Origin of the sequence: Candidatus Accumulibacter phosphatis (assembly GCF_000024165.1) — a bacterium.
GTDB classification, from domain to species: domain Bacteria; phylum Pseudomonadota; class Gammaproteobacteria; order Burkholderiales; family Rhodocyclaceae; genus Accumulibacter; species Accumulibacter phosphatis.
The window spans coordinates 71275-86889 of record NC_013194.1 but is presented as its reverse complement, the minus strand read 5'-3'; the positions used below and the strand labels follow the sequence as shown (position 1 = coordinate 86889).

The window sequence follows — 15615 nt, the reverse complement described above, 5'->3', positions numbered from 1 at the left end:
TGCGCTGGCCTCATCGGTGTAGCCCCATCGTGTCCAGCTCGTTCACGCGGCGGATGGTCTCGTTGAAATCGAGTCCGATGGTTGCAAGGTACCACCGTAGCGACTCCATACGCGGGCGATTTTCCACGGCAATTGATTCGAGTGCCATCTCTCGCGTAATCATGCCTTCACGGATCTGATTGCTGCGGAAGGTATCGAACTCGCTAAAACCGCGCGCGGTCATGTAAACGTAGTTGTAGAACGGCGCCGTGCCATCACCGATCCGCCACGTACTGGGCGAATCAGGGGAAAGCTCCCAATCGTAGGTAGACAATAGCGTCTTATTGACTTCATCCTCGTTCCAGATGAAATGGTCGAAAATGAAGTAAAAGTCGCGCCTAGGTTCAAAATAATAGGCAACGAATGCGCCAAATGTATCGAGAAGGGAAGCGTTGAGATAACCCGTATTTCTCAGGAAACGGGCCCCATAGTAAGCCGCCATCTGCGCCTTGCGCCCGATGGAAAGGTAGTCGACGCGGCTCTTATCAAAGTCGGGGCGTACCCCACAGAAGCCTGACTTAAAATCAGTATTCTCGAGCGGATTTGCGCACCACAGGTCCAGAGCAATACCGGTTTGACGTTTGAGTTGATTGACCACCCGGAAAAAATGCTTGTCCCCGGCCATGAACAAAGGGACCATTCCCAAGTCAGGCTTTTTCAGCCATGCAGCAACATTCTTGCGAATATTCTCTCGCTTGGCCTTGATGTCGGCCGACACCAGAATATTCGGGATCCCCAACTGCCCACACATTCGCGCGACATTGCGGCGCGCGAGATCAGTCACCATCCCCCAGTCGTAGGTGAAAGTAATCGGGCGCAAGCCGAATTCCTCATGGATCAGGTGCAAACCGTAGCTGGAGTCACGACCGCCGCTGAACGGCACCAGCACATCCGGTTCCTTACCATTGCGCCGGTACTTGACTAACGAATCGATAAAGGTCTTGCGCGTCTCTGTAGGATGCATGCCGGCATAACGAGGTTTGTAGCTGCGACAGTAATTACACACACCCTTCTCGTCGAACTCAATGAAAGGGAATGTCTCTGGCAACACGCAGCAGGTACAGCGGCGCAACCCACGAATACGCTCCTCTCCGTAACGCACCAGCTTTTCATCTACCTGGTTTGAGAATCCGACTGGCGCTGGGTTGCTGCTTGCCGCGCCAATGTCGTGTTGGCGAGCCGCCAGATGGCGCATACAGGCCATTGCTACGAGGTCGGCATCCGGCGCAAGACCAAAGTGTCTGGCAGAACCAGCCGCGTTGAGGTCGAAGACCAGCCCGTTACCCGCCTGCAGCCATTCCAAATTACTCATGATGGACGCAGCCCCTTCCCTACCCAATGTCTTTGCCAGGGCTTCGGTCAGGATGTAGCGCTCCGATGCAAAAACCAGACCCATTTCTTCTGGCAATGTTGCAACGTAGAGGTCACCGGTGTTGGTCGCCAACGTCACCGTGGAGGCCTCTTCGTGTACCCAGGCAACCGAAGCAGCGCCTTTGATCGCTGAGAAAACGGTTCGAGTAGCCTTGATAGGATCGAATTCCTGACGGAGAGATCGATCAATCACGGCCGCCATCACCTCGGTATCGACTTCCGCCGCGCGCTTCAAGTCTGGGTTGGTTTGCCAAAGCTTGTCGACATTCACCACAATTCCGTTGTGAATCATGCTCACCCCGCCCCAGCGCACCGGCTGATTGTTGCGATCCAGCGCCGCAGTGCCATTTGTCACCAAGCGGGAATGTGCCATTACGATCAGCGGCTGCGCCAAGGAGTCTTTGGAACTACCATAGGCGAGCGTCAGGCCCTGCGACAGCGCCTCCTTATAAGCCTTGGTTCGCAACAGTTCGGTGGCAGCCTGGGCCCCCTTGAGGGTCCAGGCACTTGCAGCATCAGGAAGGTACAGGTGAAGTCCCGCAGATTCCTTGCCGCGGCTTTCCGAAAAAACATAGAGATTCGTAAGCAGTTTGCGCACCGTGTCGGGTAGCATATCTGCACCTTGCCGCAACGCTATTCCGAAAATTCCACACATGATCTATTCACTCCAAAGGCGTCAGGACCGGAACGGTTCGCCGATACTCATTGAAACGCGGATTGTCCAAGCCATCCCGCGGCGAAATCCATGTACCCAGACGTTGCCGTAGCCAGTAGTACTCAAAGGTTGGTCGATCGTCCGTGTTGAGGTCGATCTGCGGCCGCGGACTCCGGGCGTCGAACTGCATGATTTCCAGAGCGCCGTTGCGCGACGGGCCTAGGGCAGCCGCACCCGGAAGTTCCCGTCGCCATGCATCAGCGATATCGGGTGTAACCACAGCCTGCTCGACTAAAGGTATCTCGCCATTCTTGAAAAATAGATGGTAGTAGCCCGGATAAAGGGCTCCATCGAACACTTGCATGCCATCCGACAGGTGGCCGACCAAGGGACGCACTCCGAGATAGCCGCCCTCCGCGAGCAATCCCTTGATCATGCGGAAGAATTCCACCGAAAACAGGTTGCCGGAGCCGGCATGCCACGGCTCATTAATCTTGATCTGCACGAGATCGAAGCGCTCACCACGCTTCAGGGCTGACTGAGCGTAGCGCCTGCCATCAGCGATGACGATTCTGACGCGAGGATCGCTGAACACGCGGCGGGCGGAAGTCGCGGTGTGCTTCTTCACCGCACCGACGATTTCCGGAGACAGGTCGACCACCACAATTTCCTGCACGGAGGGCAGGTCCAGCAGTGCATGCGGCAAGTAAGCGTGGCCGATGCCGATCACCAGGACGCGACGGGGCCGAAACGACGGATCGAGCGCCATCAACTCCGAGTGATTCCAGCGCCAGGCTTCGTAGGAATCACCGGGACCCGGCTCGCGCACCATCGCCGAGGCCGAAGCGGTCCGGCTCATGTCGACGATATGATAGAAGCGGGTTGTAGGGCTTACCGTGGCGACACCTACCCGTCCTTCGAATACGTCCGAGATGCTGTAGTTGTCGAGCTGGAACTTGCCATAAAAATTCGCAGGCACGAGCAATGCCGCCAAGAGTCCTACGGCGGCCAAGCCTCGGCCCAGCGCGGGCTCAGGTTCCGCCTCGCCACGGCCGCCCAGCAGCAGCCAGGCGCCAGCCCCGACCACCACGATCGCGCAGGCCGCGGCTCCCGTCGTGCCTACCCAGGCGAGGATCAGCGCGCCGGTAAGGAAGGTGCCGGCCACGTTGCCGACCGTGTACATACCGTAGAGGTGGCCAAAACTTGCGCCGGCCTCGTCGATGTGGCGAGTCGCCACCTTCAACAGCACCGGGAACAGAGCCGACCAGGCAGCCACCGACATCATGAACAGCAGCGAGAAGGAAAGGGCACCCAGGACAGGCGGGTCGCCGATCAGGTGGCGATTCTCAAGTAGCAGCGAACCATTGAAGGCAGTAAAGCGCAGCGCGCCGAAGGGGATCGCCCAGTTCGGCGGCATGTTCAGCGCCGCCACCATCAGCAACGAGCCAGCGGCGAACAGAGCCGCGGCGATGGCAGCCAAGCGGCGTTGAAAGCGGTCCGCCAGCCAGCCACCCAGCCACTGGCCGAGCGACATCAGCAACAGGTAGGCAGAAAGCACTATCGGGAATACTAGCGTGGACAGGGTAAGGTAGGCATGTAGTATGCGGAAGTAAAGTACCTGCATGGCCAAGGTACCGAAGCCGAACAGAATGGCGGCCAAGTCGATGCGCCCAAACGGCAATTGTCCTTCTGGCGCTGGATCGGCAGCATCGGGCGGAAACTTTCGCAGTGCAAGCAGCACAGCACAAGCGGCCAGCATGTTGAGAACAGCAGCCAGCTGCGTGACGCCTTGCAATCCTAGCCATTCCAACAACACCAGGCCGCTGATTAACGCACCGGCAGCTGCACCAAGGATGTTCAAACCATAGATATAGCCGACAGTGCGGCCGAAGTTATCAAGCGCCTGGCGCGCAGCATGTACGATCAGGGGCGTGGTCATACCCATGCCAATGATGGGTATCGCCAGCACCAGGAGATTAAGGGCGAAGTCGGCCCACACCGAGTCGATGCCGGTCAGCGCGAACGCACCGTTGGCTGCTCGCAGCACCGGTACCGAGACCAGCCCGCACATCGAGATGACCATTTCCACCACGGCATAGTTGAAGGCGATGCGGCGACGAGATCGGCGCAAAAGACTGCGTGCCAGCGCGGCACCCACACCAAGCCAAGTCATGAATATGGTAACGACCAGAACCACCGCGATTGCGTCCGCGCCGATGGACTGGGTCAATGCCCGCTGCCAGGTGACCTGATAACAGAGGGCCGCGAACCCCGACAGCAGGATGGCCGCGCCAAGCAACCCGGAAATGAATCTCGTATTACTCACTCGGCAGACCTTATGGTGTTGGTGAACAGATTCCAGCCCAACAAACGGTTGGCGAAAATAGCCATTGTCAAGACACCAGCAACGTAACTGACAGCAGTACCCAACGCAGCACCCTCGATACCGAGCAGGGGCAACAACAATACAGCCACGGTTATATTGGTTACCACCAAAACCAATTGCTGCAGTGTCTGGTATCCGGGGTGACCAGAAACCATGAGCAGGTTGTCGAAAGGAACCAGAAAGCAAATCAGGGTTAGCCCACCAAGCAGGATTGCCAGCGAAGGCAAACCTTCCAGCAGACCCTTTTCAGACGGCATCACCCAAGCCGTGAATACGTAGTAGGTAGCGATCAGGCCGAGTGCCAGGACAATGGTTACCGGCAGCACAATCCGGCGAGCCTGCCGGCGCAGGTTTAGCACAGTTCGCCAGTCCCTGTCGCGTATGGCTGCCACCAGTATCGGATTGAAATTGATCCGAACCATGGCCAGCACATGGTAAACGCCATCCACCAACATCGCTGCAAAGCTGTAGATCCCGGTGGCACGGTCGGACAGGAAGATGCCGATCATCAGCACATCCACCCGGGAGTTGACTTCGGTAAACAGCCCGGCTGCCAGCGCCTTGGTGCCGAACTGGTAGTGGCGTACAACCCAGGACCGCCTGAAACCCAAGGTGCCGACCAAACGCCTGCTGGCGATGTACAGGCACGCCGTTACTAACGTAAGCAGCTCGGCAACGAAGAAGCAGAACGTGGAAACCTCGATGGGCAGGGACGATGCAGCAACCAGCGCCACAAGCGCCATGATCATCAGGTAACGGAGTGCCTGCAGCACGGCGTAGGCCCTCATTTCGCGCAGGCCGTTCAAGTAGGCAATCAACACCTTGTTGAGTGGGAAGACAGTCAGTCCCAGAGCAGTATTGCGTATCGCTGCTCCGGTCGTCTCGCTGTTGAACGCAACTGCAAAGAGGGGCTCAGCCTGGAAGACAACCGCACCGGCCCCCAAGCCCATGGCGATTGAGCAGACCGCTGCAGTCAGCAGCATGTGCCCCCGTGCCTCCTGATCGCTCGCATGATAGGCTGCATGCCGAAGTACCGAGTAGTGAAGGCCCCATACCGCAACTTGCGACGCCACGATATAGACAGCGTATGCGATATTGAAGACACCAAGCGCAGCCGCATCGCGAAATACGGTGATCACTATATTGATCACGATGCCGCTGATCGCCAGAACGGCAAAACTACCGAGCGAGAACGCTATGTCCTGCGATAGTTTTTGGTGTCGAAGACTATGCAGAGCCTGCGCGATGAGCGGGCGTATCATTCCGCTTGAGTGGACTTGCGGCGTGTTTCACGATGTTTCAGCGGCGGATTCAGGTGCTTGTTCTCGTCATAGTCGAACCACATGGCGAAAAAAAGTGAATTAACACTGAGGGAGAATGAAAACAGACTTCCGAGAAAAGTGATTTCTGGAACATTGCCGCTACCGATCCACATCGAAAGCATGCGCACGAAGAGGATCGAGCTCAGCGCCAACCCGCCAAGCCCCATGGCATAAAAGAACACCAAGGGATGAAAGTTGCGGATGATGTATTTTTCCTTGAGTCGCCAGAAGAACAAGCGCACCAGCAAAGAGCCGATGGTGAAGATAACCTTGCGAACCTTGATGCCCGACTTTTCTCCCACGTTGTAGACTGGTTCGATGGGCACATCCACAACTCGCATGTTGGCTACGTTCAGCTTGACCAGCAGGTCGTTGGGTTGCCCGTACCGCTTGTACATGTTATCCCAATCGATAGCTTGTAAAGCTGACTGGCTAATGGCCGTGTAACCTGTTTGTGAATCGGCGACGTGCCAGTATCCCGAAGCGATCTTCGTCAGGAGTGACAAGGCGGAGTTGCCAAAGAAGCGGATCTTGGGAATCTTCTTGAAGGCTTCTCCCGTAACCAGCCGATTACCCTTGGTGTAATCGGCCTCACCATCCACCACTGGATCGAGAATAGCGGGCAAGTCGTCGGGGGCCATCTGTCCGTCGCCAGCCATTACCACCGCAACATCGTAGTTGTTATCTCTAACCCATTTATACCCTGTGGCAATGGCGCCACCAACCCCTTGGTTTTCTGCATGCTCCAGCAAGACGATTCTTCCGGAGCCAAATTCAGAATGCCGTCTTACAACTTGGGATGTCTGATCCTTGCTGCAATCGTTGACTATGACAATCACATCAACAATATCTGGCATGGATTCAATAACCACGGCTATTTGTGTTTCTTCGTTATATGCAGGAACGACTACTGCTACCGAGCAATTCTTGTACATTATCACAAAACCCTTCGTTGATTAATACTCAATAACAATTGTCACTAACTGTTTCATAAGAAATGTCAGTCGTGCGCATATTGGCACTCGGGTTGGCGAAAGAACAATTTCGCGCAGGGTTCTCGCGCTCGAACATACTACAATGGCTGAATCCCGAGGATGCTGCGCATGGTCGAACAATCCAAGGGGCGACTCATCGCTTCTACCGCCCCAGTATCGCAAACCCAGTGCGCTACGCATTTACAGAACATGAAATAAGCCAACGCCACCCCATTGGTTAGTTCCTGACAACCTCAAGCGCTGCAGCCACGACTCTTTCTTGGTCTTCTACGGAAAGATCGGCACTCATCGGAAAACTCATTACCCTTTGCGCCATCCGTTCGGCGGTCTTGACTCCGCCATGCACTTGGCAGCCTCCCCTGTATGCCGGCTGCAGATGCAACGGCACGGGGTAGTGTACCGCAGTCGGCACCCCCGCCGCCTTGAGTCTTTCCTGAACCTGTTCGCGGTTCTCAATGAAGGCCGTGTATTGGGCAAAGACGCTGGTCCGGTCCGGGCGCTGGGTGACGGTCTGCACCTTGCCGGCAAACAGTGCATTGTAGCGGGCACCAATTTTCAGGCGCTGCTCAACTTCCCAGTCGAATCTTTCCAGCTTTGCAAGCACCACGGCGCATTGCAGTGTATCCATGCGCCCACCCACCCCGATGCGCGTATGCACGTAGCGCTTCTCCTGGCCGTGCACGCGGATCTCGCGCATGGCCTTGGCCAGATTTTCGTCACTGGAGAAGATCGCCCCGCCGTCGCCATAGCAGCCCAGCGGCTTGCTCGGGAAGAAGCTGGTGCAGGCGATGGTCGACAGATTGCAACTCTTCCTGCCCTTGTATTCGGCGCCAAAACTCTGCGCGGCATCTTCGATGACCGTCAGGCCGTGCCTAGCGGCGATGGCATTGATTTCGTCCATGTCCGCCGGTTGACCATAGAGGCTGACAGGAATTATCGCGCGGGTCTTCGAGGTGATCGCGGCTTCGATCTTGCTGGCATCGATGTTGCAGGTGTCGGGTTCGATATCGACAAAAACCGGAACGGCACCCAGCAGGACGATAACTTCGGCGGTGGCGACGAAGGTGAAGGGCGTGGTGATGACTTCCTCGCCTGGTTTGATGCCCAGCGCCATCAGGGCAATGAGGAGTGCTTCGGTGCCAGAGGCGACCGTGATGCAGTGCTTGGCGCCTGTATAAGCGGCGAGCTTGCCTTCGAGTTCGGCCACTTCAGGACCCATGATGTATTGGCCGTGGTGAAGAACGCGATGCATGTTGCGTTCAAGCTGAGGGCGTATGCAATGCTGTTGCGTGGTTAAATCCGCAAAAGGGATCGGCTGGCCTCTAGACTGCCAAGCGGTCAAGCCCCTTTCAATAATCTCCTTGGGGTGAGCCGCCGCCAGAGAAGAATGCTGCAAAAACCACTTATCGCGCGTGACAACCAGCGGATTGGGTAGATAGCTACTTGCCAGATGAACAATCAGGAGGTCTTCCAAATCATCACCGGGCATCGAGTGAATGCGCCGCAACTCGTCACCAACTTGCGGCAAGGGTCTCAGAAACTGGAGCAATTCGCGCAACAATGTTTGCGCTAGATCTGTCGCGGTCTTGCGGTTTTGCGTTTCTGCTGCAAAGGCACGCTCCAGCAAGTAATAAACCGAAGTAAGCGTATGATGCGCATACCAGCCTTCAACTTTGCCATTGCGCACCATCTCCAGCAAATCGACCGCGCAGGCGAAATATTGCCCGCGCGCGGTCAGTGCATCGACCAGGACATTAGTGTCGAATACAAGCTGTATGTCAGTTTGCTTGTGTGTATTAACGTCCACAATAACGTTCCTCCATTGCATCTTGAACTGTTTGATAATCATCCCCAATGCTTGCGCTGGGCCTTATTCTTGCCAGGGGACCAAGTAGTTGGTTCAGCCGCTCTTGCAAGCTGCCCGGTCGGGCTGGGGGCACTGTTGCAACATCGGCTGGCCGGGGCTGTTCTTCAAGATAGTCGCGAGCGTCGAGGAGCGCATCATCAGGCACTTCAATGTGGTAATGGGTGGGTGCATCCGGCTTCAGGTAGAGTGGATTTAGCAATTTGGCTTGGCCTAGTTGAATCAAAATCTCCGCACGCACGACTACGTCTCCTTATAGCTGTTTCAGGTCGATGAAGTGAGCTTCCATAGTTTCTCTCAATACTGTGATTTCGTGACGACTGCTTCGGCAAGGGCCCGCGAGGTGGTCCACTTGCCGCCGAAGACGTTTATCAGCCTGCCTTGGCGCTCGATGACCGATTCCCGGCTGGCCGCGGAAAAATCGGTCTTGCTCGCAACAATCGGTCGAATTCCGGCGAAGCTTGAGATTATATCCTGACGCGCAACGACCTCAAAAAAGCAACGGTTGTAGTTGGTAGTCAAATAGTCGATTTCCTCATCGCTGGGCAGGCAATGATCGGGGTCGGCCTGGCTGACTTCGGTAGTCCCGAGCAGGGTGTTTTCTCCGTGCGGGAGAACGAACAGGATGCGTTTCTCACCCGGCACCTGCAGAACGCAACCGTGCTCGAGCTTGCCAGGCACGACGATGTGGCTGCCACGGATCAAGTCAAGCCGGTAGGCGCTTGCCACGCCTGACCTGGCGAGGAGTGTTTCCGCCCAGGGGCCGGCGACGTTGACGATACGGTCGTAACGGGCACTGGATCCGTCCAGGGCAACCTCTCCCGTCGCCGGATGGACCTTGAGCACGGCGGTGAACTCGTGGAGCCTGGCACCTGATTCCCCGGCTCTTTCTGCTGCCCACAGGCCAAGCCGGTAGTCATCCATACGGGCATCCCAGTAACCGTAGGCGCCCAGCAACTCGTCGCGTTTCAAGCCGGGAAAGCGTTCGACCACCTCGTCGGCGCTGTACCAACGGCCCCGCGGGAACCCCGATCCGATTGCGAGCAGATCGTAGAGCCTGATGCCTGCGCCGACCAGCCACTTGGCGCGCTCGCCGTTCCGGTAAATTGGAATCAGCAACTCAAGCGGTCTGGCAAATTCCGGCGCCTGTCTGATCCACCAAGAGCGCTCCTGGAGTGCCTCGCGAACCAGCCTCAGATGGCCGTGTTCGAGGTAGCGCAAGCCGCCGTGCAACATCTTGGAGGAGGAGTGGCTGGTGGCCGACATCAGCCGGCCCTTTTCGAATAGGTCTACGCTGTCGCCGCGCCGGGCGAAGGCCCAGGCGGTCATGACCCCGTTGATCCCGCCGCCGATGACCGCTACCTTCATTCAACCGCCAGCGTCGTCCCCGTCAGCTTGTAGGTCTCACCCGTCACCGGGCATTGCGCTACTCCGTCTCCCTCCAGGGGCAGCCGTAGACGCTCGCCATGCTTGCTGATCCAGCCTATCTGTCTGGCCGGCACACCAGCCATCAGAGCATAGGGCTTGACGTCACGAGTCACCACCGCACCCGCAGCGACAAAGGCGAATCTACCAACCGTTACCCCGCAGACGATCGTACTGTTCGCCCCAAGAGTCGCGCCCCGCTTTATTGTCGTCGGGCGATACTCATCCTTGCGGGTGACCGCGGAACGCGGGTTGTACACGTTGGTAAACACCATGCTTGGGCCGCAGAAGACGTCGTCCTCGATCTGCACGGCGTCGTAGATGGAAACGTTGTTCTGCACCTTGACGTTGTTGCCGATCGCTACGTCGTTACCGACGAAGACGTTCTGGCCGAAGGAACAGTCTGTGCCAATCCTGGCACCAGCGCAAATGTGGGCAAAATGCCAGACGCGGCTACCATCGCCGATTTGTGCGCCCTCATCGACAATTGCAGAAGGGTGTATGGAGAGCACCATGTTCAGTAATCCAGAGGCAGCGCAACTCGCTTGCCGTCACGGGCAGCGAGGTACGCCGCAATCAGTGTTTCGAGCGACTTGAGGCCTTCGCGGCCATCGGTTTCCGGCTCCGCTTCACCGCGCATGACCTTGATCACGTTGTCGTAATAGAGCGGGTGGCCAAAGCCATAGATGGATGTGGTTTCATAGTTTGCGGCGGAAATTTTATCATCTTCAGGCATCTTCTCGGCGAAATCCCAGTGCTGGATCTCGTTGACCGCAACGCCGCCGACGCGGACTGTGCCTTTCTCCCCGAGTATCGTGATGCTGCCCTCGAGATTCTTCGGGTAGGTCAGCATGGTGACGTTCATCGAGCCCAGCGCACCGGAACGCCAGCGGACACTGAGCACGCCGCTGTCCTCGACCTGGATATCCCGTCCCAATGTGGCCGTGTAGGCCTGAATGCTCTCGATGGGGCCAATCAGCCAGTCGAGCAGATCGACATAGTGGCTTGCCTGATTCATGAACGCGCCGCCGTCGAACTCCCAGGTGCCGCGCCATTTGGCGCTGTCGTAGTATTCCTGTGGCCGCGTCCAGAAGACGTTGATATTGACCATGTAGATGCGTCCGAACCGTTTCTGCTCGACGGCACGCTTCAAGAGTTGCAAGGTGGCGTTACGCCGATTCTGCTTGACGACAAACATCCGCACGCCGGCTTCGTCGCAAGCCTTGACCATGTGCAGGCCATCATGCCAGCGCGTGGCCATCGGCTTTTCGGTCATCACATGGCGCCCGGATTCCGCGATTTCAATCGTCTGCTCCGGATGCAGGCCACTGGGCGTCGTGAGCACGACGAGGTCCGCCGTGCTCGCCTTGAGCATTTCGGTCATGCTAAGGTGTCCATGGGCAAGAGTCCGCTGGACAGCCTTGTCGAGCGCGTTGCGGTCAACGTCGCAAACATCGACGATTTCAACATCTTCGGCGTGCTGCTCCATCGCCGCGAAGTGATTGGCCGCGATTCGCCCGCATCCGACAAGCGCCAGGCGGATCTTCCGGCCGGTGATGGTGGGGTAGTTGCGCATTTTTCCTCCTGCGGGCGAAATACTGTGAAGCCGGCATCAGGGCTGGCTGGGATGGCGGCAAGAAAGGCATGTCAGCACGGTAGAGCGAGCGAGATTCCGCATGAGATTCAAGCCTAAGTTCGTTGAGCCGGACAGAGAGAACCAAACCGTCCAGCAGATGTGCAGCATCGACGATTCCACGTGATAAACCATATTCGTTGGCCAAATCGTCAGGATATGCCCATGCATGAGAAACGACGATCCTGATGCTCCATCCCTCCAGCTCACGCACCAGATCGGCGACCTTCCTGGTGCGGACATCCGGACGACTAACTCTCCTCCAAGGTCAAGCCCAAAAAGCCGATCGTACCGCGCGCGATGTCGATGCCGCTACTCAGTATCAGCGTGACCACATGGGGGACAGCTTCAAGCAATGTTGTTATAGTCCGTCGCTCCGCAACCATAACCTGTCCATGATAGCCCAGTTCATCAGCCGTGTGGGTCACATACTGCCCCCTGCAAGGATCCGGGATGGCCGCAAGAGGAAAGGCGCGCCTCATGGCCACGCAGCGCACGAGAACGAGATTGTTCAGACGCTTACGAATCGGGATTGACCTCGGCGGTACGAAGATCGAACTCGTCGCTCTCGACGAGTCCGGGAACGTGCTGCGGCGGCGCCGTCGTCCGACCCCGCAAGGCGATTACCTGGCGACAATCAGGGTCGTCACGGAACTGGTTGCTGCCGCCGAAGACGATCTCGGTGGGCGAGGCAGCGTCGGGATAGGAATTCCCGGTACCGAATCCGTTGCGGCCGGTCACATCAAGAATGCCAACTCCACCTGCCTGATCGGCAGACCACTGCGGGACGACCTTCAGAGGCTGCTGCAGCGCGAAGTACGTTTGGCCAACGACGCCAACTGCTTTGCCCTTTCGGAAGCGATCGATGGTGCTGGACGAGGTGCGGAGGTCGTTTTCGGGGTCATCCTCGGCACCGGTGTCGGCGGGGGAATTGTCGTCAATCAGCGGGTACTGACCGGGGTTAACCGGATTGCCGGGGAATGGGGCCACAATCCGCTGCCGTCGGCCGAAGAGGAAGGCCTGCCGCCACCAGCGTGCTACTGCGGGCGTTCGGGCTGTGTCGAAACGTGGCTCTCCGGTCCCGCGCTCAGCCTGGACCACTGGCGCCACCACGGGGAATCGCTGACTGCCGAAGCCGTCGGCGCTCGCGCCGGCGCCGGTGACCTTGCTGCCAATGCGTCACTGCAGCGCTACGAACGGCGCCTGGCGAAGGCGCTGGCCCAAGTGATCAACATCCTGGACCCGGACGTGATCGTGCTTGGCGGCGGCCTTTCCAATCTTGAGCGCCTGTATCGAAGCGTGCCGATGTTGTGGACAGCGCACGTCTTCTCCGACGAGGTGCGCACCCGCCTGCTGCCCAACGTGCATGGGGACTCCTCCGGCGTGCGCGGGGCCGCGTGGCTGTGGGACGAGGCGTGAAACAACCGGACTCCTGACCAATCCATGCTCTGGCTGAAACTATTCCTGCCCTTCGCAGGCGCCTACTTCTTGTCCTATCTGTACCGGACGGCTAACGCCGTTATCGGGCCGATACTGACTGCCGAACTGGCACTTGGCGCCGGCAGCCTGGGCCTGCTGACCAGCGCCTACTTCCTGTCCTTCGCCGCCGCCCAGCTGCCGCTGGGGATGTTGCTCGACCGCTTCGGCGCGCGCCGGGTCGAATCGGGGCTGCTCCTGATTGCCGCTACCGGTGCCGCGACGTTCGCCATCGGCAAGAGCATCGGCGACCTGGCCTTCTCGCGTGCGCTGATCGGGCTGGGCGTTTCGGCGTGTCTGATGGCCGCCTTCAAAGCGTTTTCGCTGTGGTTCCCGGCCGACCGACAGGCATCGCTGACCGGCTGGATCATGACCTCCGGCGGTCTCGGAGCGCTCGCTGCGACGGCACCGCTGGAAGCAGCCTTGCAGGTAGCCGGCTGGCGCGAGATCTTCGTCGGACTGGCCGGCCTGACCCTGCTGGTTGCCATCTGGCTGTTCCTCAGCGTCCCCGAACGCACGGACGGCGCAAAGCCGGAACCGCTCGCGGCGCAGTGGGCCGGCGTCAGGCAGGTCTTCGCCAGCGCCCATTTCTGGCGCTTCGCGCCTCTTGGACTGACGCTGGTCGGGGGCTTTATGGCCGTGCAGAGCCTGTGGTCGGTTTCCTGGCTGATGCAGGTGAACGGCTACGCGCGCGCGGTCGCCGCCGACCATATGGCGGGGATGAGCGCGGCGATGCTGATTGCCTATCTCCTGATTGGCCTCCTCGCCACCGGCTTGGCCAGGCGCGGCATCAAGCCGCTGATGTTGCTCGCTGCCGGACTCGGCCTTTCGCTACTGACGCTCGCCCTGATCGTCACCCAGGCCGTCGAACACACCCACCTCCTGTGGATCGCCTATGGCAGCTTCTCGAGCTTTGGCACGCTCGCCTATTCGCAGGCGGCCGCCGGCTTTGCTGTGGCGCTATCCGGCCGCGCCAACACGGCATTCAACCTGATGGTCTTCGTTGGCGCCTTCGGCGTCCAGTGGGGGCTCGGGCTCTTGATCGACCTGCTGCAGGCGCAGGGACAAACGGCCGCCATGGCTCACCGGAACGCTCTCCTGTCCTTGCTGGGAGCACAGCTCGCCGCTTATCTGTGGTTCCTGCTTGCCGGTCGACGGGTGCGCTGAGCAGCACGCGCCGAGGGTGGCCACGGGCGCACAGGGCAGCCGATCAGCGATACAGCGGCAGGGCCGCCAGGCGACGCTCGATTTCGGCCATTACCTGCGCATAGGCGGCGTTGCCGCTGCCGCCGAAACGCCGCTGGAACTCGCTTTCCGACAGATACTCCGGAAGCCCGCCAAGCGCTGGCGCCAGGTCCGCATCGGTCAGCGTTCTTCCCAGTGCAGCGTTCAGGCGTGGCGACGCGTCGGCAACCAGTTGTCCAAAACGGGTACCGGCACGATCCGCGGCAAGATCCGCAAACGAGAAGCCGCTGCCATGGCGCGCGTCCTCGACTTCCTTGTAGACGCCGATGGCGTTGGCCGCCGGCTCGCCGGCCCAGGCAGCCAGGGCGGCTGAAATGGCGAAATGCTGGGCGCTGTCGCCGCGGCCGAGCAGGATCAGCTTGACGGGTCGTGGGCGTGGCCATTGCCTCGCCTGCGGCAACAGCCTGACCAGGCTCTGTCCCGACTGGTGCGTGGCCAAAACCAGTAGTGCCGCACGACGCTGCACAAGGGATCCGTCGCCGGTGTGCGCCAGGAGGGTGCCGAGAATTTCCGGCAGGGGCACGCGCGCGCGCGGCCCGTGGTGATCGAGAAGGCCCGCCAGGGCTCGCTGGGCGGCTTCGAGATGGAGCAGATCCTCGGGCGTAAAGGCCAGCGCCAGCGCACGATCGAGGATTTCTGGTTCCCAGACGTAGGTGATGACCACGACGCCCCGCCCGGGCTCGAACATCAACCGCCGGATGCTCTGTCGGGCCAGCTGCCAGTCGTCTCCAAAACCGGCAAGCTTGATCGCCGAGGCCATCAGCAGCTCGATCAGCGCGGCCGGAACGGGCAACGAACCCAGGGTCGCCGAGGCGACATGCGGTTCCCCCTCGGCTTCCTTGAAGACCGCGCCAAGGTTCAGAAAACGGGGTCCGGGCAGACCGGGAACGCGGACGCTGAGGCGGATCTGCGCCGAGTCCTCGCCCATGACGAAGGCACCACGTCCGTGCAACAGCCGGTTCGCCAGGTGATTGACGCCATCATCGATCAACGCCGCCGGGAGATCTGCCGTTCGTTCATCGCCGCGCGCCAGTCGGCGCGGATCGTTCCTGGCCAAGAGAAGTTTGGCCTGCGCAATCGACGCGGGCGAGATCGTCTCGCCACGGGTAACCAGGGGCGCTGGCTCAAGCGCGGCGACCAGCAGAAAGAAGACGACGAGCAGCGACAGCAGCAGGGATGCAGCCAGCCAGGCGAGAAATCGCAT

At 59.2% G+C, this 15615-nt stretch carries 12 protein-coding genes; 2 read left to right on the top strand and 10 right to left on the bottom strand.

All coding sequences use genetic code 11. From position 1 onward, the window contains the following. Window positions 1-10: 10 nt before the first annotated feature. The 9 genes from CAP2UW1_RS00370 to CAP2UW1_RS00335 form a co-directional block, all read right to left on the bottom strand. Window positions 11-2065, bottom strand: a complete 2055-nt coding sequence (locus CAP2UW1_RS00370; RefSeq protein WP_012806902.1) for a glutamine amidotransferase — start codon at window positions 2063-2065, stop codon at window positions 11-13. A 7-nt stretch (window positions 2066-2072) separates the two neighbouring features. After that, window positions 2073-4391, bottom strand: coding sequence for a fused MFS/spermidine synthase (locus CAP2UW1_RS00365; protein ID WP_012806901.1), 2319 nt, complete (start codon window positions 4389-4391; stop codon window positions 2073-2075). Beyond that, the gene (locus CAP2UW1_RS00360; RefSeq protein ID WP_012806900.1) at window positions 4388-5713 is read right to left on the bottom strand and encodes a lipopolysaccharide biosynthesis protein; all 1326 of its coding nucleotides are present in this window, start codon (window positions 5711-5713) and stop codon (window positions 4388-4390) included. The genes CAP2UW1_RS00365 and CAP2UW1_RS00360 overlap by 4 nt, the downstream gene beginning before the upstream one ends. Then, window positions 5710-6708: a glycosyltransferase family 2 protein gene (locus CAP2UW1_RS00355; protein ID WP_012806899.1), complete on the bottom strand. Its 999-nt coding sequence runs from the start codon at window positions 6706-6708 to the stop codon at window positions 5710-5712. The genes CAP2UW1_RS00360 and CAP2UW1_RS00355 overlap by 4 nt, the downstream gene beginning before the upstream one ends. Before the next feature lie 277 nt (window positions 6709-6985). Further along, window positions 6986-8617 (bottom strand): aminotransferase class I/II-fold pyridoxal phosphate-dependent enzyme, encoded by a 1632-nt coding sequence (locus CAP2UW1_RS25885; protein WP_291911560.1) that lies wholly within the window; start codon window positions 8615-8617, stop codon window positions 6986-6988. Further along, window positions 8565-8873 (bottom strand): hypothetical protein, encoded by a 309-nt coding sequence (locus CAP2UW1_RS25165; protein WP_199931532.1) that lies wholly within the window; start codon window positions 8871-8873, stop codon window positions 8565-8567. Before CAP2UW1_RS25165 ends, CAP2UW1_RS25885 begins: the two co-directional genes overlap by 53 nt. A gap of 56 nt (window positions 8874-8929) precedes the next feature. Next, the gene (locus tag CAP2UW1_RS00345; protein WP_012806897.1) at window positions 8930-10000 is read right to left on the bottom strand and encodes a glycerol-3-phosphate dehydrogenase/oxidase; all 1071 of its coding nucleotides are present in this window, start codon (window positions 9998-10000) and stop codon (window positions 8930-8932) included. After that, on the bottom strand, window positions 9997-10572 hold the full coding sequence (locus CAP2UW1_RS00340; protein ID WP_012806896.1) for an acyltransferase: 576 nt from the start codon (window positions 10570-10572) through the stop codon (window positions 9997-9999). Before CAP2UW1_RS00340 ends, CAP2UW1_RS00345 begins: the two co-directional genes overlap by 4 nt. Window positions 10573-10574: 2 nt before the next feature. Then, window positions 10575-11633, bottom strand: coding sequence for a Gfo/Idh/MocA family protein (locus CAP2UW1_RS00335; protein ID WP_012806895.1), 1059 nt, complete (start codon window positions 11631-11633; stop codon window positions 10575-10577). A gap of 537 nt (window positions 11634-12170) precedes the next feature. On the opposite strand from CAP2UW1_RS00335, the gene CAP2UW1_RS00325 reads away from it, so the two are divergent. Continuing rightward, complete coding sequence (locus CAP2UW1_RS00325) at window positions 12171-13109, top strand: ROK family protein (RefSeq protein ID WP_012806894.1); 939 nt, start codon at window positions 12171-12173, stop codon at window positions 13107-13109. A 24-nt stretch (window positions 13110-13133) separates the two neighbouring features. Then, a complete protein-coding gene (locus CAP2UW1_RS00320; protein ID WP_012806893.1) occupies window positions 13134-14333 on the top strand; it encodes an MFS transporter in 1200 nt (399 codons plus the stop codon). Window positions 14334-14376: 43 nt separating this feature from the next. Here the strand turns inward: CAP2UW1_RS00320 and CAP2UW1_RS00315 are convergent, their stop codons facing one another. Continuing rightward, the gene (locus CAP2UW1_RS00315) at window positions 14377-15615 is read right to left on the bottom strand and encodes a hypothetical protein (protein ID WP_012806892.1); all 1239 of its coding nucleotides are present in this window, start codon (window positions 15613-15615) and stop codon (window positions 14377-14379) included.

Coding starts and splice junctions, on each gene's coding strand:
- CAP2UW1_RS00315 (WP_012806892.1), bottom strand. CDS start 15,615: ATGCGATTTCTCGCCTGGCTGGCTGCATCCCTGCTGCTGTCGCTGCTC.
- CAP2UW1_RS00370 (WP_012806902.1), bottom strand. CDS start 2,065: ATGTGTGGAATTTTCGGAATAGCGTTGCGGCAAGGTGCAGATATGCTA.
- CAP2UW1_RS00355 (WP_012806899.1), bottom strand. CDS start 6,708: ATGTACAAGAATTGCTCGGTAGCAGTAGTCGTTCCTGCATATAACGAA.
- CAP2UW1_RS00345 (WP_012806897.1), bottom strand. CDS start 10,000: ATGAAGGTAGCGGTCATCGGCGGCGGGATCAACGGGGTCATGACCGCC.
- CAP2UW1_RS25885 (WP_291911560.1), bottom strand. CDS start 8,617: ATGATTATCAAACAGTTCAAGATGCAATGGAGGAACGTTATTGTGGAC.
- CAP2UW1_RS00325 (WP_012806894.1), top strand. CDS start 12,171: ATGGCCACGCAGCGCACGAGAACGAGATTGTTCAGACGCTTACGAATC.
- CAP2UW1_RS00360 (WP_012806900.1), bottom strand. CDS start 5,713: ATGATACGCCCGCTCATCGCGCAGGCTCTGCATAGTCTTCGACACCAA.
- CAP2UW1_RS00320 (WP_012806893.1), top strand. CDS start 13,134: ATGCTCTGGCTGAAACTATTCCTGCCCTTCGCAGGCGCCTACTTCTTG.
- CAP2UW1_RS00340 (WP_012806896.1), bottom strand. CDS start 10,572: ATGGTGCTCTCCATACACCCTTCTGCAATTGTCGATGAGGGCGCACAA.
- CAP2UW1_RS00335 (WP_012806895.1), bottom strand. CDS start 11,633: ATGCGCAACTACCCCACCATCACCGGCCGGAAGATCCGCCTGGCGCTT.